Here is a 16,673-nt window from a genome sequence, read left to right as displayed (position 1 = left end):
CTACTATTTCTTTTTTTAATCAATTTAAACAATAAATAACCTAAAGAAATAATGGTTATTCTAGTGTTTTTTTACATAATTCAAAAATATTCCATCTCATTATAAATTAGGAAATATTGTTGTGTAAGTACTCTATTTTGTTGTGAAAAGAATAAAACATTAAAAACAATGCATTTCATCGATGAAATATGCATTTTACGGAGTGTTACAGATATGCAAAAACAAAAAAAGGATACCAAAAGCATCCTTTTCTTATATACATTATTCCTTTTTTATGAATTCATTGCTGATATTATAAACTCTTTAAAATCTTTGGAAATTGGAATCAAATTATTGTTAATCATTATATCCTTAGAGTTAATAGCATCTATGTGGTCTACATTCACTATATATGACTTATGGGCTCTGTAAAATTTGTTTTTAGGTAGTTTTTCTAAATAATCCTTTAACGGAGAACGTACTAAAAACTTTTTATCCACTGTATTTACTTCTAAATATACATTATCCGCCTTTATGAATTGGATATCTCCAAATTGAATACGATAATATAAATGTTGTTTTTTAACAAATATAGAATCTTTAAGTATAGAATTTGACATTGGAGAATCGTCCGACGCATCTGCATTTTCAGATGTTTTTCCTCCCGCTCCATACGTGAAATTAGAAAGAGCTATTTCTATAGATGTATACAAATCTTGTTGTTCAAACGGCTTTACTAAATCTCCATTAGGTTTCACTGTTTTTGCATTTTCAACAGTGGCTCTGTCCGAGTTAGAAGTTACAAAAATAAACGGAATATCATAATTATCACGAATATGCTTTCCTAGGTCAATTCCTGTTTTATCAGAAGCTAATATTATATCTATTAAAACTAAATCTACCTGTTGCGTTTTAAGAACTTCTACCGCTTGTTCATAAACAATTACATTATCAACAATCTCGTAACCAATTTCTTCTAACATAGATTGCATATCATCTGCAATTATGACATTATCCTCTACTATCAGTATTTTAATTGGTTGTTCCAAGGTTATTTTATTTTAGTGGTTAGTATTCAAAATTACAAAAAATAATTGTAACAAATATAAAAGAGTATTGCCATTAAAAAGGTAGTCAATGCCAATTTCTTCAACTCCGGATCCAAAGATATGGGCTCTTTAGCCACAACAACATTTTTAAAATGTATTGCTAAAGGCAAAAAAGCAATTAAAGGTAAAAAACTCCATAATTCTATGTAATTTAAAATTGCAAAAACGCTCATCCCAAGCATAGCAATAAACAAAAGTAAGTAATGGTATATTTTACCTTTCTGATACCCTAATTTAACAACTACTGTGTTTTTAGAAGCTTTTTTATCCGAAATACAATCGCGCAAGTTATTTAAATTAAGAACCCCTGTACTCAAAGCTCCAATGGATATTGCCGGTAAAACGGATTGAAGAGTTACAAATTTAGCATACAAAAAAAGTGTTCCTAAAACACTTAAAAGCCCAAAAAAGAGAAATACAAAAATATCGCCCAAACCTCTATAACCATATGCCGATTGCCCAACTGTATATTTTATTGCCGCCCAAATGCTTAGTCCTCCTAAAAATAAAAACAGAAGAATAAAATGCCAATTTTCTACTCCAAAGGCGTAAAAAACCAAACTTAATACTAGAACTATATTAATAAAAATGGAAATATAAATCCCTTTTTTTAACTCATTTCTGGTAAGCAAGCCGCTTTGTAAAACTCGTTTAGGACCTATTCTTTCTTCATTGTCAGTCCCCTTTACTCCATCTCCGTAATCATTGGCAAAATTAGATGTAATTTGAAAACCTACAGTGGTAAACAGAGATAATAGGAATATAATAGAATCCTTATACCCATAAAAATTAGCCAAACCAGTACCAACAATAATACCAGATATAGACAAAGGTAAGGTTCTTAACCTGGCGGCATTTAACCAGATTTTTAATTTACTCAAAACTAATTAGGAGATTCTATTTTTAAACGTTTACCTTCTTTATAAGATGCTACGAAAGCATCTTGAAAACCTAAATCCACTAGCTGTTTTCTAAATTTCTGAGCCTCGCTTAATGTCTGGAAATTACCTAGAGAATAAGAGTAATACGGGTTTGTTTTTACAAACAAGGTATTTGTAAGAGCTTCTGAAGCCAAGGTAACATTGTTCTCCACAAAGGATTTAACTTGAACAGAATATATTTTTTCTTTTTCCAAAAACTCCTTCGCTAAATAAAACTCTTTTACCAAGCTCAATTCTTCGTTCTGAATTTTTAAATTATCAATCCTACTCTTAATAGCATCTAAACTATCTATGGATACTAATAAATTATTGCTGTTATTTTGTTTGTCAAAAGAATTAGAACTACTTAAACCTGCTGTAAAAGAAGTTACCGCTAAAGTTCCTATTAAAAAAAGAGCAGTAACACCTGCAAATACATTACGTTGTATTTTACTTTTTTTTAATTCTTTATTCTTAAATTTTATTTGATCTAATAAACGCTCATTAATTATTTGAGCCTTATCTATGTCTTTATGTAACTCTAGTAAATCACTTTCTTCTATAAATGGCATGCAGTGTTAAATTTAGGGGTCTCAACGCGTTAAATTTACACAAAATAGCTGAATCTCTATAACTTTTTTAAAAGAATTACTGCAAAAAAACAAATTAACCCTAGTTGATTTTTTTCATTTCCAAAAAAACAAACATATCTAACTGATTACCAACACAGTAATTAGCCTTATTTAATTTTTAGACTTAGCATGAATTCCATCAGATTCTATTGTAATTTTTCTTTCTTTATAAAGAGTTCCTATACCTTTTTTAAAGGTCTTTTTACTCATCTGAAACATAACCTTTATTTCTTCTGGATCCGATTTATCATGCAAAGGAATATACCCCCCTTTTTGTTCTAAAATTTCGAATATCTTATTTGCTGCTGGTTCTAGAACTCTAGCACCTAACGGCTGTAAAGAAATATCTAATTTGTTATCTTTTCTAATTGTTTTAATACAGCCAGGCATAGTATCTCCTATAGATATTTTTTTAAACACCTCATTAGAATAAACTAAACCTTTATGCTTATTATTTACTATTACCTCCCAACCTAAATCTGTTTGCCGTGTAACTACTAATTGCACCTTATCCCATACTCGTAAATCTATATTGTCATTACTTAAAAAACGATCAATTTTATTAGACCCTACCAAACGATTAGAACGCTCGTCCAAATAACAATGAACAACATACCATTGCCCTTCTTGCATTTTCTCTCGCTGCTCTCTAAATGGAACGAGTAAGTGTTTCTCTAAACCCCATTGCATAAAAGCCCCAAACTCGTTTACCTCAACCACTTGTAATAATTGAAACTCATTTGCCATGATATAAGGCTCCAAAGTTGTAGCAATAGGCCTCTCTTCATAATCTAGATAGCAAAACACAGATATCTTTCCTCCTATTTCGTAAGATTCTGGCACGTACTTATTTGGTAAAAGAACATCATTCCCTTCCTCATCTCCTAAAAAAAGACCAACACTCGTTGTTCTTAATATTTCCAAACTATTTAATTTTCCAAGCTCTATCATAAAGCAAAATTACATTTAAAAAAAAGAAACTTCTACTAGCTTTCGTTAATATTATTCCCCCATCCGTATTTCAATAGAAAAATATAAAAGTTATTAAACAAAAAAAAGACCACTTAAGAAAAGTGGTCTTTTGCATATTTTAATGGTATACTACTAATATACAGACTGCTTACCAAAATGCTTACAAAGCATATAATAAACAACAGCTCTATGCTTATTTCTATTAGCTGAACCATATTTATCCATTACGGTTTTAATACCTTCATCTAATTTAGCAGAATCAGCCATACCTAATTTTTTAATAAGGTAGTTATTCTTAACAGTAGCTAACTCTTTCTCATCTGTACCAGATACTTTAGAAGCATCTATATTGTAAATAGATGGGCCTAAACCAATAGTTACTTTTGTTAATAAATCCATATCTGCACTCTCACCAAATTTATCTTTAATGTCAGCAGCATACTTTGTGATTAAATCGTCTCTTTTACTCATAATGTTTAGTGTTGTATAAATAATTAATGGTTTACAAAGAACTAAGATATAAAATCAAAATAACCGAGCAAAATTTTATCATTTAATAATCTAGGAGTTTTTACCTCTAACAGTTTTGGTTTTTCTGACATTTTGTAGAAATTTTTTAAATTTGTCTCTAATTCTACCTCGTTATCAGCACATAAGTATTCTAACCCATGCATATTGCAAAGATTATTCGCCGTTAAATTGTGTGTAGTTTCAAAAAATGTATTAAAATTTTCGGACTCTTCCTTACCCGGTAAAATCCTAAAAATACCTCCTCCATCATTATTAATTACAATTATTCTAAAATTCTTTTTTATGTAAGAGTTCCATAAACCATTAGAATCATAGAAAAAACTTAAATCTCCCGTGATTAACAAGGTAGGACTTTCATTATATATAGATGCACCAATTGCTGTAGAGGTACTACCATCTATTCCGCTTGTTCCTCGATTACAAAATACCGGTACCGAAGCATTGTTACTAAATAATTGCGTGTAACGAATGGTAGAACTATTAGAAAGTTGAAGCAGATAATTATCTGGAATACTTTTTAAAATTTTCCTGAAAACCAAAAAATCTGAGAATACTACTCCATTACTATATTCTTCCCTTTTTTTAATATACTGCTCTCTTCTTTTTTTCCAGAAGTCAAAATAAGACCCTATGCTATTATTAGTACAATTTATAAGTTCTATTAAAAAGGTATTGGGGTTTTCCTTGATATGCTTCGTTAACGAAAAATAAGTATCAAAAGCTTTTTTACTATCTATATGCCAATGATTACTAGGTTTATACGACCTAAGAAAAGCTTTAATTTTTTTAGAAACAACTAGGCCTCCAAATGTCAATAAAACATCTGGCTGTAATTTCTTAAATAATTCTTTCTTATTTTCTGACTTCTCTATTGGAACAAGAATACTATCTATACTTGGAAAGAAATTGGGATGATGTAAATTAGATGTAGTCTCTGTTAAAACCATTACTCTAGGGTCCTCTCCCAACATTTCTAAAACACTTTGGTCTATGCTATTTGGAGCATTAACTCCTACCAAAACCATAATTCTTTCGGCTTTAGACCATATCTCATTAAAATCCTCTATTACAAAATTTGAAGCTGCCTCCCGACCTATAGCTTTAAAAACATTAGCCACTACACTTAAATCTTTTGTTTTTTCATATAAGGGCTCTTCAAAGGGAACATTTATATGTATTGGGCTATTTTCATCTTTTGCTATTCGAAAAGCTTTATTTAACTCTTCATCATTAAAAGACTGAATATCTTTTTGCTCCACTGGATCATCAAAAATATCTTGTTTTAAATTAGCAGAATACCCAATATGATTTGCAAAAACATTTGGCTGTCGAATCGTTTGCCCATCTCCTATATCTATTTTATAAGACGGTCTATCTGCAGATATAACAACTAATGGAATATCACTATAAAAAGCTTCAGCAATAGCCGGATAATAGTTCAGTAATGCACTTCCCGAAGTACAAACTATAGCTACTGGTTCTTTTAACTGTTGTGCCATTCCCAAAGCAAAAAAAGCTGCGCAACGTTCATCTACAATACTAAAACATGTAAAAAATGGATTTTCGGTAAAAGAAATAGTCAGTGGTGCATTTCTAGAACCAGGAGAAAGAATAATATTCTTTACTCCTTTCGCCTGGCAATGTTGTATTATAGTTTGTGCGGATGGAATATTTGAGTACATCATGTATTACAAAAATACAACGATACAAGAACTAAAACCAATACTCTATGAAATATTAAAGAGGCTTTAAAATAGACAACATAGTTTTACTTTTATTTACAGTTTCTTGCCATTCTTTTTCCGGATTAGAATCCTTAGTTATACCACCACCAACATAAATTAAAGCACTCTCTTTTACTATTTGCATACAACGCAAATTCACATATAAATTAGATACTGTTTTCACAGTTTTATAAGCTCTATTTTCTGTATTTTTTCTACGTGTTGTGCGTAAATTTTCTTTCTGCATATTTAACTCCCCCAAATACCCAGTATAATAAAGCCTGTCATAATTTTCTTCTTTCTGAATGAAAGATTGGGTTACTTTTTTGGGCATTCCACATACCGCCGGAGTTGGATGAAGGGCCTTTACAATACTCCGTAAAGATTCATTTTTAACATCCGCCGTTAGCTTTGTTCTTAAATGCCATAAACTGCCCGCCTTAATAGATTCTACCTTAGAAAACATTAATTTTTCTACCCTATCTCTTAATGCTTTGACTATATACTCCGTAACCAATTCTTGTTCCTCTAACTCTTTTGCTTCCCATTTAACCTCTTCTTTTTCTACATATGGTTTTGTACCTGCTAAAGACATTGTGGTTAGCCTTTTATTCTCTAACCTCATCAATATTTCTGGTGTAGCTCCTAACCACATTCCTACTTTAGGATGATACCACAAATAGCAAAAAGCGGAACTATATTTCTGCAATAAGACCCTAAAAAGAGAAAAAGGATTGGTAATGCCATCTACCTCTATTTTTCTTGAAAGAACTACTTTTTTAAAAACTCCCTTCTTTATTTCCGCTATTCCTTTTTTCACTAGTTGTATATGAAAATCTTTATCGGACTCTAAAATATTTGCAGCCTTACTTTCAAAAGATTCTTCTTTTACAACAGGAATATCTGATTTAACCAACTCATCTAACTGCATTAAAACAATAGGTAATTCAGAATTGAAAGGTGCAAAAACAAATCCTCTTTCTTCAAAAGTTTTTGCATAATATAGTTCCGAAGTATTCTGAAACCCTGCATTTACCTGCATACTCTTTGGCTTTCTATACAGTACAAATGGCAAATTCTGAGCTAACTGCTCTTCAGATTTCTCTATAAGTTGAGCAAACATATTATTTTTTTGGTAAGGCTATAGTACTTAATTTACAGACAGAAATTAAATTTCCATCATCATCTGTAACTTTAATTTCCCATAATTGAGTAGTTCTTCCTTTATGAACAATCCCTGCTCTAGCATATACAAAACCTTCTTTAACACTCTTTACATGGTTGGCGGAAATTTCTATACCCCGAACAAAGAAATTTTGTCCATCTAAAAACACATAAGATGCCGTACTACCTACACTTTCTGCTAAAGCAGCAGTTGCTCCTCCATGTAAAACACCATCTGGCTGATGCACTTTAGAAGTAACAGGCATTTTAGCAATTAAAAAATCTTCTCCTACATCTATGTATTCAATTTCCAAAGTCTCCATCAACGTGTTTTTGGAACTTTCATTGCATATTTTTAGAATCTTATTTTTATAATCGTTCATTCTATTATTTTTTGTAAAATTAAGCATTCCCACAAGAATAAATATATATTAAAAAGGCTCTATATTGCATTTAGGTATTGGTTCGCTATCTTTACTCTAAATCCTTTACTCGATAGTCGAGAATTAATACTTCGAGGCTTGCCGCGAAATAAAAATAGTTTATAATTAATGCCTTACGGACATATCCCAAGGTAACTTACCAGAATACCAACAGATGAGTACAGCCAAAAAACAAGCCACATACACCACTACAAATAGCTATGAAACACTAAATACTATAACCCCAAACACAAAAAATATTTGGATTGTATTACATGGCATTGGATATTTAAGTCGCTATTTTATTCGTTATTTTGAAACTTTACCCACGGATAAAAATTATATTATTGCTCCTCAAGCTCCTTCTAAATATTATTTAAAAGACAACTATAAACGTGTTGGGGCTAGCTGGTTAACTAAAGAAGATACAAATATCGAAATACAAAATACTCTAAACTACTTGGACCAGATTTATCAACAAGAAGGCATAAGCTCCAAACATAATATTATTATTTTTGGATATTCTCAAGGTGTTTCCATTGCTAGCCGCTGGGTAGGTCTTCGCAAAATTCTCTGCGACCATTTAGTGCTATATTCTGGAGGAATTCCTAATGAGTTAAAACAAAAAGATTTTCAGTATTTATTGGATCAAAATTCTAAAATCACCTGTATTGTTGGGGATAAAGATGAATATATTTCCGAAACAAATAGAAAAAAAGAATTTGCTAAGATTAATCACTTATTCCAAGAAAAGGCTTCTCAAGTTTTATTTGATGGCGGGCACGAAGTAAAAAAAGAAATAATTGCTTCTATTCTAGATTAATCAACAAACATAACTTACCAATTAATGAATCACCAAATAGCCCATATTAACCTACTTGTAAAAGATTATAATGAGGCTATTAACTACTATACTAACAAATTAAATTTCATTGTAATAGGAGACGTTGCATTAAGCGAAACTAAGCGCTGGGTACGTATAAAGCCTCAAGGTAATAGCAATTTTGCATTATTGCTGGCCAAGGCAGATGGAGAAAAACAAATAGGAAGTATTGGCAACCAAACTGGTGGACGCGTTTTTCTTTTCTTAACTACAGATAATTTCTACAGAGACTATCCTAAAATGAAGGCTAATGGAATACAGTTTAAAGAAGAACCAAGAGAGGAAGTTTATGGAACTGTAGCTGTATTTTCAGATATTTACGGAAACTTATGGGATTTTATTGAACCCTAACCCTAACCTAATAATAACTTATTTCTCTAGTGGTATATGTATTATCTGGCGTAACTATTTCTTTTACCCAGTTGCCTGTTTCTCCATTATCGAACTGATAGATATATGATTTTGTTATAGTTTCTTTTCCTATTGTAGTTTCTGTTTTAGAAAGGATATTCTTTTCATCATAATAAAAACGCTTCACCTGCTGTACTTCGAACTGCTTGCTTTGAGTACTATGTTCAAAAGTAGTTTCTGAAATTAAACCTCCCTCCATATCACATACTTCTTCTACTGCAGATACTGGTTTCCCTTTCAAATAGGTCTTAGTTAATACTATTTTTAACCCTTTATTTTTTCCTTTACCATTAGATGTTCTTATAGATTTTAATATTTCCCCATTCAGCAAATATGTTTTTGTGTCCTCTCCTTTGTAATGGTCATACGTAATATCTGTTTTATCTATACCATTATCGTTGGTACGTATTATCTTTTGTAATACATTTTCTTCATTATAAACATACTCATACTGTTCTAAGAACTCTTTAGTATAACTAATAATTTTTTCTGTGATTTTTTTGTTTGATATAGAATCTATAGTATAAAAATTAGCTATTGACGTATTTGCGTCGAAAGTATTTTCTCTATAATTTTCAAATCTCTTCTCTATTAAATATGGACCATCATATTTGTAATAGGTAATACTATAGTCTGTGTCATTATATTTTGTTTTAGATTTAGCCAAACGACCGTCTGGATTAAAGTTGTATTCTTCCTTTCCATACTTAGTAACCACTAAATTTGTTTTTACACTATCTATTAAATCAAAATCATGAAGAGTAAATATTTTAATTTCCTGTGCTTGAAAATTAAAACACCCACCAAAGGTCAGCAATAAACATAAATACATGCAGTTACTTTTCATTTATTTAATCTATTTAGTGAAATGTAAAATTAAGGGTTATTCCTTTGCTATAAAAACAAAACATATGCCAATAAAAAAAGGGACTGCATAACAGTCCCTTTTCTATTAAATAACAATGTATTTCTTACTTAACTTCCTCAAAATCAACATCCTCTACATTATCTCCTTCTTCTGTACCCGCAGATGCAGCATCACCTTCAGGAGCAGCTCCTCCTTGTTGTGCTTCTGCCTGTGCTTTGTACATTTCTTCAGAGGCACCTTTCCAAGCTTCATTTATCTTTTCTAAAGCAGGTGTAATAACCGCTAAATCTTTAGATTCATACGCTTTCTTAAGTTCTTCTAAAGCTTCTTCTACAGGCTTCTTGTTAGCATCAGAAATTTTGTCTCCAAATTCAGATAATTGTTTTTCTGTTTGGAAAATCATTCCGTCTGCTTCATTTAACTTATCAGCAGTTTCCTTAGCAGCTTTATCCGCTTCAGCATTTGCCTCAGCTTCTGCTTTCATTTTTTCAATTTCTTCTTCTGTTAAACCAGAGGAAGCTTCTATACGGATATCTTGCGTTTTATTTGTTGCTTTATCTGTTGCAGATACTTTAATTATACCATTAGCATCAATATCAAAAGTAACTTCAATTTGTGGCGTTCCTCTTTGTGCTGGTGGAATACCATCTAAATGAAAACGACCTATTGTCTTGTTATCTCCTGCCATTGGACGCTCTCCTTGTAAAACATGAATTTCCACAGAAGGCTGGTTATCCGCAGCAGTTGAGAATACTTGCGACTTTTTAGTAGGGATAGTTGTGTTTGCATCAATTAATTTAGTCATTACACTTCCCATAGTCTCTATCCCTAGAGATAGTGGCGTAACGTCTAATAATAATACATCTTTAACATCACCGGTTAAAACACCACCTTGTATAGCTGCACCTACAGCAACAACCTCATCCGGGTTCACCCCTTTTGAAGGTTTTTTACCAAAGAATTTTTCAACAGCTTCAACAACCGCAGGGATTCTTGTAGAACCACCAACTAAAATAATTTCATCAATATCACTCTTAGAAAGTCCAGCATTTTTCAAAGCAGTCTGGCAAGGCTCAATAGTTCTTTTTACTAAATCATCTATTAACTGATTAAATTTAGCTAAAGTAAGCGTACGTACTAAGTGCTTAGGCCCTGAAGCAGTTGCAGTAACATAAGGCAAATTAATCTCTGTCTGAGCAGAAGAAGATAATTCTATTTTTGCTTTTTCAGCAGCTTCACGTAAACGTTGTAATGCCATAGCATCCTCACGTAAATCCATGTTTTCTTCCGCCTTAAACTCTTCTGCTAACCAATCGATAATCTTTTGATCTACATCATCACCACCTAAGTGTGTATCTCCGTCTGTTGCTAACACTTCAAAAACACCATCTCCTAATTCTAGAATAGAAACATCATGCGTACCTCCACCAAAATCAAAAACTACAATTTTTTGATCTGTATCTTTCTTATCCATACCATAAGCCAACGAAGCAGAGGTTGGCTCATTTATAATACGTTCTACAGTTAAACCTGCTATTTCACCAGCTTCTTTCGTAGCTTGTCTTTGCGCATCATTAAAATATGCAGGAACCGTAATAACCGCTCTAGAAACATCTTGACCTAAATAGTCTTCTGCTGTTTTCTTCATTTTTTGAAGAATCATTGCAGAAAGTTCTTGCGGAGAGTACAAACGACCATTAATATCTACTCTTGGAGTATCATTATCTCCTTTTACAACTTTATAAGGCACTCTATCCGCTTCTTTGCTAGATTCAGAGTATTTGTTCCCCATAAAACGTTTTATAGAGTATATAGTGTTATGAGGATTAGTAACAGCTTGTCTTTTTGCTGGATCACCTACTTTAATCTCACCACCTTCAACAAAAGCTATTACAGATGGTGTTGTTCTTTTTCCTTCGGCATTTGGGATTACAACAGGCTCATTACCTTCCATTACAGAAACACAAGAATTGGTTGTTCCTAAATCTATACCTATAATTTTGCTCATTATATATATTTTAAATTATTAGTGCATTTTTTATATTCGGTTATGTGAATGACAAACAATATGCCAAGCAAAAAAAACTGACAGGTTGTCATTTTTGTGTTCAAAAATAGAATTATACGCCATGTAATCCTTGTTATTGTTGTCATTATGCTATTTTTCTGCTATAAAAACAATTTTAATTTATGACAGTCTAGTAAATCTTTTCTCGTAAATATTTATGTAGAGATCCCCTAAAAATAAACTGGAAAGAAATTAACAGACCACTAAGTTCAAATTTGTACTCTCAACATTCCGTTTCCTACTATCCACAACTAAATAAATTATGATAATTGTGAAATAAGAATGTATATTTACCCAATAAGTTGCATTTGTAACAATTAATTATGGAATCAATTAGTACTTTTGATATGCTTAAAATAGGTATTGGCCCATCTAGCTCGCATACTCTAGGCCCATGGCGCGCAGCAGAAGCATGGATAAAAGAATTAAAAGATCAACGTCTTTTTAATAACATAATCTCTATTAAAATACACGTTTACGGTTCTCTTTCTTTAACTGGAAAAGGGCATGCCACGGATTTTGCCATAATGTTAGGTTTATCCGGACAAGATCCAGAATACATTCCTATTGAAAATATTCATACCATTGTTACTCGAATAAAAAAAGAAAAACAAATTGAATTAAACGGTGAACTAACCCTTCCTTTTTCTTCTGATACAACCATTATTTTTGAAAAAAAATTTCTTCCGTTCCACGCCAACGGCATAACCTTTAAGGCGCAGTTAGATTCCAGCGAAAAAATAGAAACTACATATTATTCTATTGGTGGCGGATTTGTTATTAAAGAAGAACAGCCAGAATCGCAAAAAAACATTGCCCTTTTCAAAACATTTCCTTTCCCAATAACTACAGGAATAGAATTACTAGCTTTCTGCAAAAAAGAAAACCTATCTATTTCCCAAATTGTTTTAGAAAACGAACGCTCTTTACGTACCAATAAAGAAATTGATTATGAGCTTCACCGTATATGGGATACTATGTTAGAGTGTATGTATATTGGATGCCATACAGAAGGTAGATTACCTGGAGGGCTAAATGTTACCCGTAGAGCTTTTGAAATGCACCATAGCCTAAAAGGTGAATTACCCTACAACACTCCTCAAGAATGGTTAGAAACCATAAGGAAAACCGAAGTGAAATTTAGACAAATTCTTAAATGGGTAAGTTGTTTTGCTTTAGCGGTAAATGAAGTAAACGCTTCCTTAGGTAGAGTAGTCACAGCTCCAACTAATGGCAGCGCTGGGGTAATTCCGGCTGTTTTAATGTATTATTTAGTAATAGAAAACCATGAAGCCGATTTTTCTCAAGTTAAAAAATTCCTTCTTGTAGCAGGTGAAATTGGCAGTATCTTTAAAAAAGGCGCCACCATCTCAGCTGCTATGGGTGGATGCCAAGCAGAAATTGGTGTTTCATCTGCTATGGCAGCAGGAGCACTAACTGAATTATTAGGTGGTTCTCCTGACCAAGTACTTATGGCGGCAGAGATAGCTATGGAACATCATTTAGGACTTACTTGCGACCCTATAGGAGGATTGGTACAGATACCGTGTATTGAACGGAATTCCATGGGAGCAATAAAAGCCATAAACGCAGCAGAATTAGCCCTTGGTTCTAATCCCGAGGATGCAAAAGTTCCGTTAGACAAAGTAGTAAAAACCATGTGGGAAACAGCAAAAGACATGAGCTCCAAATACAAAGAAACTTCTGAAGGAGGACTAGCAGTCGGAGTGTTCCTTAGTGATTGTTAACACAAAACTTATTTTTTGCATTCATTTTTTCTCCGAGTATCTATTAAATAAATAATTTCCCATCGATCCTTCTTTTTTAAAAGTTGAAATGAATTTACTCCGCAATGATGAAACGTATTGTTTAACCAAAACTCATAAGGAACCCAAACATTTGCCATAGCTCCGTCTACATTAACCCTAAAAGAAAGTAACTTTTCTTCAAATTGTAATGTATCTGGTACATTTACGATAGATGTTATTAAGTCGTGAAATTTTTCGGTTTTCACCATAATCTCTCCTGTCCTATTCTTCCCAATAGATTGCAATATTACCTTAGGTGATACTACTTTTTTCATTTTTATTGAATCTTGAGCATGGAAAGCCTCAAAAAAGTCTAAAACAGTTTGTTTTGCCTTATCCCCTTCTGTTTCTTGAGCAAAAGCATTAAGAAAAAATAGAAAGACTATCCAAAAGCTTATTTTTTTCATAATTTTTCTGTTAAATAGTTCAGAATAAAAATAAGCTAAATATTTCAACCTCATTATGTCCTTTAGAATTGAACAAATCTCCTTACTTTTATATTTCTTAAAACACGAACAATGTCTACAGCAAAAAAAGAATACAAAAGAGTAACCGTAAAATCTCTTGTAGAGATGAAAAAGAATGGAGAGAAAATCTCTATGCTTACAGCCTATGATTATTCCATGGCTAAAATTGTAGATTCTGCAAAGGTAGATATTATACTAGTGGGTGATTCTGCTAGTAATGTTATGGCAGGCCATGAAACTACGCTACCAATTACTTTAGACCAAATGATTTATCATGCCTCCTCAGTAATACGAGCTATTGACAGAGCATTGGTTGTTGTTGATTTACCCTTTGGAACCTACCAGAGCGACCCAAAAAAAGCACTACATTCTGCCATAAGAATCATGAAAGAAAGTGGAGCGCATGCTGTTAAACTAGAAGGCGGCGAAGAAATTAAAGATTCTATCAAAAAAATATTAAATGCCGGTATTCCGGTTATGGGGCACCTAGGCTTAACCCCACAATCCATATACAAATTTGGTACTTATACCGTAAGAGCCAAAGAGGAAGAGGAAGCAGAAAAACTTATGAATGATGCTAAAATATTAGAAAAAATGGGGTGCTTTGGTATTGTTTTAGAAAAAATACCTGCTCAATTGACAAAGAAAGTATCAGAGAGTCTTTCCATTCCCACTGTTGGTATAGGAGGCGGAAAACATGCAGACGGGCAAGTTCTTGTCATTCATGATTTATTAGGAATGACACACGAATTTAACCCAAGATTCCTAAGAAGATACATGAACCTATATGAAGAAATGGGCAATGCTATCTCTAACTATGTAAAAGACGTAAAAAATAGAGATTTTCCTAATGACGATGAACAATATTAAAAGATGCTTGCAAATAAAATAACCAAGCGAGTTTTAATAATTCTTATAGTTTTATTGAATATCGGGTGTGATCAAATCTCAAAAATTACAGTACGTAAAACTGTTTCGCCTAATGATTATATTCAACTAATCTCTGATAATTTTATATTAACTAATGTGGAGAATACAGGGGCAATGCTTGGTTTTGGAGAAAACCTCCCTCCTATACTAAAAATCATTTTACTACAAGGTATACCTGTACTGGTGTTACTGACTTTACTTTATAGAATCTTACTAAAAACACACCTAAACAAAATACTAATAACGGCTTTTGCTTTTGTTATTGGTGGCGGTATTGGTAATCTTATAGACCGTATTCTTTATGGTTCCGTAACAGATTTCTTTTTAATAAAAGCAGGAATATTTAAAACCGGTATCTTTAATATGGCAGACGTATCTGTCACTTTAGGAGCTGTATTAATTTTATATATTTCTATACGTTACAAAAACATTAAAATATAGTGGGGGTAAAAGTAATTTCTAATGCTGATAATTTACAGGTTCTCTATGAAGACAACCACATTATTGCAATTAACAAAAGACCCGGAGATATTGTCCAAGGGGATAAAACAGGAGATATTCCTTTAAGTGAAGTTGTAAAAAAATACATTAAAGTAAAATACAATAAACCTGGTAATGTATACCTAGGTGTCCCACACAGATTAGACAGGCCTACTTCTGGAATTGTTATTTTTGCTAAAACATCGAAAGTTCTTCCCAGATTAAATAAATTATTTGCTGAAAAAGAAGCAAAAAAAACCTATTGGGCTATTGTAAAAAATGCTCCTCCAAAAAAAAATGATATCCTAACCCATTGGCTTAAAAGAAATACAAAGCAAAATAAATCTTATGCTCATAAAAAAGAGGTCACAGATAGCAAAAAAGCGATTTTAGAGTATCGTATTTTAAAAAAACTAGATAACTTTTACCTTTTAGAGGTTGATTTAAAAACAGGAAGACACCACCAAATACGTTCACAATTAACTGCTATTAACTCTCCTATAAAAGGAGACCTGAAATACGGTTTTAACAGAAGCAATAAAGATGGTAGTATTCATTTACACGCTAGAAAACTTTCTTTTACGCACCCGGTAAAAAAAGAGCCTATTAATATAGTTGCACCTCCGCCTAATGACCCTGTATGGAACGCTTCTTGTTAATTTTAGTACATTTAGTACTATAATTAAACACTATAACCATGATTAAGAATATTCTTTTTAGCTTAAGTATGCTTTTTATTGCATCTTGCAGTAGCTATAATTCCATTGATACTTTTTATAATGCCCATAAAAATGACAACCACGTTACCGCCGTTCGTGTACCTAACTTTATGCTATCACTAATTAGTAACATATCTCCAGAGATGAATTCTCTGATAGGAAACACTAGAGATTTACGATACATGCAGTTCCCCAGTAAAACAGCCAAAAAAACCACTTTCTTAAATAAACAAATGAATAGTATTACTGGAAATTCATTTATAGAAGTTTATCGTAAAAATGAAAACTTAAAGCGCAATATAGTCTCCATTAGAGAAAAGAAAAATACAGTAAAGGAAATATTAATTTATAATAACAATAATGAAAAGGGTTCATTCTTATATTTTAACGGAAATTTTGACCCTGTTAAAGTTCGCGAAATGGCAAAAAATAACCAATTTGAAAATCTTGGGAATAACCTTATAAATCAAATAAATTACTCCACACCTCGAATTAAACAAGAACAACAATAATTTTAACGGATAATCCAGGTTTAATTTTCCCAAAACTTGTCTAGAAAATAAAATTTAGTTTTTAATGAATGACT

18 protein-coding genes are annotated in these 16,673 nt (G+C 32.2%); 7 read left to right on the top strand and 11 right to left on the bottom strand.

All coding sequences use genetic code 11. The features are described 5' to 3' along the window. Window positions 1–272: 272 nt before the first annotated feature. The 8 genes from Q0856_RS05570 to Q0856_RS05535 all read right to left on the bottom strand — a co-directional run bounded on the left by Q0856_RS05570 (window position 273) and on the right by Q0856_RS05535 (window position 7,414). Window positions 273–1,028, bottom strand: coding sequence for a response regulator (locus Q0856_RS05570; protein ID WP_298503338.1), 756 nt, complete (start codon window positions 1,026–1,028; stop codon window positions 273–275). 32 nt (window positions 1,029–1,060) lie between these two features. Further along, on the bottom strand, window positions 1,061–1,969 hold the full coding sequence (gene menA, locus Q0856_RS05565; RefSeq protein WP_298503336.1) for a 1,4-dihydroxy-2-naphthoate octaprenyltransferase: 909 nt from the start codon (window positions 1,967–1,969) through the stop codon (window positions 1,061–1,063). Window positions 1,970–1,971: 2 nt separating this feature from the next. Then, complete coding sequence (locus Q0856_RS05560) at window positions 1,972–2,580, bottom strand: SPOR domain-containing protein (RefSeq protein WP_298476340.1); 609 nt, start codon at window positions 2,578–2,580, stop codon at window positions 1,972–1,974. Window positions 2,581–2,751: 171 nt separating this feature from the next. Then, window positions 2,752–3,591, bottom strand: coding sequence for a S1-like domain-containing RNA-binding protein (locus tag Q0856_RS05555; protein ID WP_298476342.1), 840 nt, complete (start codon window positions 3,589–3,591; stop codon window positions 2,752–2,754). Window positions 3,592–3,744: 153 nt separating this feature from the next. Next, the gene (locus Q0856_RS05550; protein WP_298476344.1) at window positions 3,745–4,083 is read right to left on the bottom strand and encodes a DUF2853 family protein; all 339 of its coding nucleotides are present in this window, start codon (window positions 4,081–4,083) and stop codon (window positions 3,745–3,747) included. Window positions 4,084–4,124: 41 nt separating this feature from the next. Then, window positions 4,125–5,828: a 2-succinyl-5-enolpyruvyl-6-hydroxy-3-cyclohexene-1-carboxylic-acid synthase gene (gene menD, locus Q0856_RS05545; protein WP_298503334.1), complete on the bottom strand. Its 1,704-nt coding sequence runs from the start codon at window positions 5,826–5,828 to the stop codon at window positions 4,125–4,127. Window positions 5,829–5,880: 52 nt separating this feature from the next. Beyond that, window positions 5,881–6,990 carry a chorismate-binding protein gene (locus Q0856_RS05540; protein ID WP_298503332.1) on the bottom strand — a complete coding sequence of 370 codons (1,110 nt, stop codon included), beginning with the start codon at window positions 6,988–6,990 and terminating at the stop codon, window positions 5,881–5,883. 1 nt (window position 6,991) lies between these two features. Further along, a complete protein-coding gene (locus tag Q0856_RS05535) occupies window positions 6,992–7,414 on the bottom strand; it encodes a hotdog fold thioesterase (RefSeq protein WP_298476352.1) in 423 nt (140 codons plus the stop codon). A gap of 214 nt (window positions 7,415–7,628) precedes the next feature. On the opposite strand from Q0856_RS05535, the gene Q0856_RS05530 reads away from it, so the two are divergent. Together Q0856_RS05530 and Q0856_RS05525 are read left to right on the top strand one after the other, a co-directional pair. Beyond that, a complete protein-coding gene (locus Q0856_RS05530) occupies window positions 7,629–8,276 on the top strand; it encodes an esterase (RefSeq protein WP_298503330.1) in 648 nt (215 codons plus the stop codon). 24 nt (window positions 8,277–8,300) lie between these two features. After that, the gene (locus tag Q0856_RS05525; protein WP_298503328.1) at window positions 8,301–8,687 is read left to right on the top strand and encodes a VOC family protein; all 387 of its coding nucleotides are present in this window, start codon (window positions 8,301–8,303) and stop codon (window positions 8,685–8,687) included. Window positions 8,688–8,694: 7 nt separating this feature from the next. On the opposite strand, the gene Q0856_RS05520 is transcribed toward Q0856_RS05525, so the two are convergent. Next, window positions 8,695–9,594: a hypothetical protein gene (locus Q0856_RS05520; protein WP_298503325.1), complete on the bottom strand. Its 900-nt coding sequence runs from the start codon at window positions 9,592–9,594 to the stop codon at window positions 8,695–8,697. Window positions 9,595–9,718: 124 nt separating this feature from the next. Continuing rightward, window positions 9,719–11,623, bottom strand: coding sequence for a molecular chaperone DnaK (dnaK, locus tag Q0856_RS05515; RefSeq protein ID WP_298476363.1), 1,905 nt, complete (start codon window positions 11,621–11,623; stop codon window positions 9,719–9,721). Between the two features lie 383 nt (window positions 11,624–12,006). On the opposite strand from dnaK, the gene Q0856_RS05510 reads away from it, so the two are divergent. Continuing rightward, window positions 12,007–13,431 carry an L-serine ammonia-lyase gene (locus tag Q0856_RS05510; RefSeq protein WP_298503323.1) on the top strand — a complete coding sequence of 475 codons (1,425 nt, stop codon included), beginning with the start codon at window positions 12,007–12,009 and terminating at the stop codon, window positions 13,429–13,431. A gap of 8 nt (window positions 13,432–13,439) precedes the next feature. On the opposite strand, the gene Q0856_RS05505 is transcribed toward Q0856_RS05510, so the two are convergent. Then, on the bottom strand, window positions 13,440–13,898 hold the full coding sequence (locus Q0856_RS05505) for a nuclear transport factor 2 family protein (RefSeq protein WP_298503321.1): 459 nt from the start codon (window positions 13,896–13,898) through the stop codon (window positions 13,440–13,442). 111 nt (window positions 13,899–14,009) lie between these two features. On the opposite strand from Q0856_RS05505, the gene panB reads away from it, so the two are divergent. From panB to Q0856_RS05485, 4 genes are read left to right on the top strand one after another with little or no spacing between them, the layout of a single operon-like run. Then, on the top strand, window positions 14,010–14,828 hold the full coding sequence (gene panB, locus Q0856_RS05500; RefSeq protein WP_298476372.1) for a 3-methyl-2-oxobutanoate hydroxymethyltransferase: 819 nt from the start codon (window positions 14,010–14,012) through the stop codon (window positions 14,826–14,828). A 3-nt stretch (window positions 14,829–14,831) separates the two neighbouring features. Continuing rightward, a complete protein-coding gene (gene lspA / locus Q0856_RS05495; protein ID WP_298503319.1) occupies window positions 14,832–15,329 on the top strand; it encodes a signal peptidase II in 498 nt (165 codons plus the stop codon). Continuing rightward, the gene (locus Q0856_RS05490; protein WP_298503317.1) at window positions 15,329–16,027 is read left to right on the top strand and encodes an RluA family pseudouridine synthase; all 699 of its coding nucleotides are present in this window, start codon (window positions 15,329–15,331) and stop codon (window positions 16,025–16,027) included. The genes lspA and Q0856_RS05490 overlap by 1 nt, the downstream gene beginning before the upstream one ends. A gap of 38 nt (window positions 16,028–16,065) precedes the next feature. After that, window positions 16,066–16,599, top strand: coding sequence for a DUF4252 domain-containing protein (locus tag Q0856_RS05485; RefSeq protein WP_298503315.1), 534 nt, complete (start codon window positions 16,066–16,068; stop codon window positions 16,597–16,599). Window positions 16,600–16,673: the final 74 nt, after the last annotated feature.

This window comes from uncultured Maribacter sp. (genome assembly GCF_947496775.1).
In the GTDB taxonomy this organism is placed as follows: Bacteria; Bacteroidota; Bacteroidia; order Flavobacteriales; family Flavobacteriaceae; genus Maribacter_B.
This window is presented reverse-complemented; position numbering and strand designations above follow the sequence as displayed.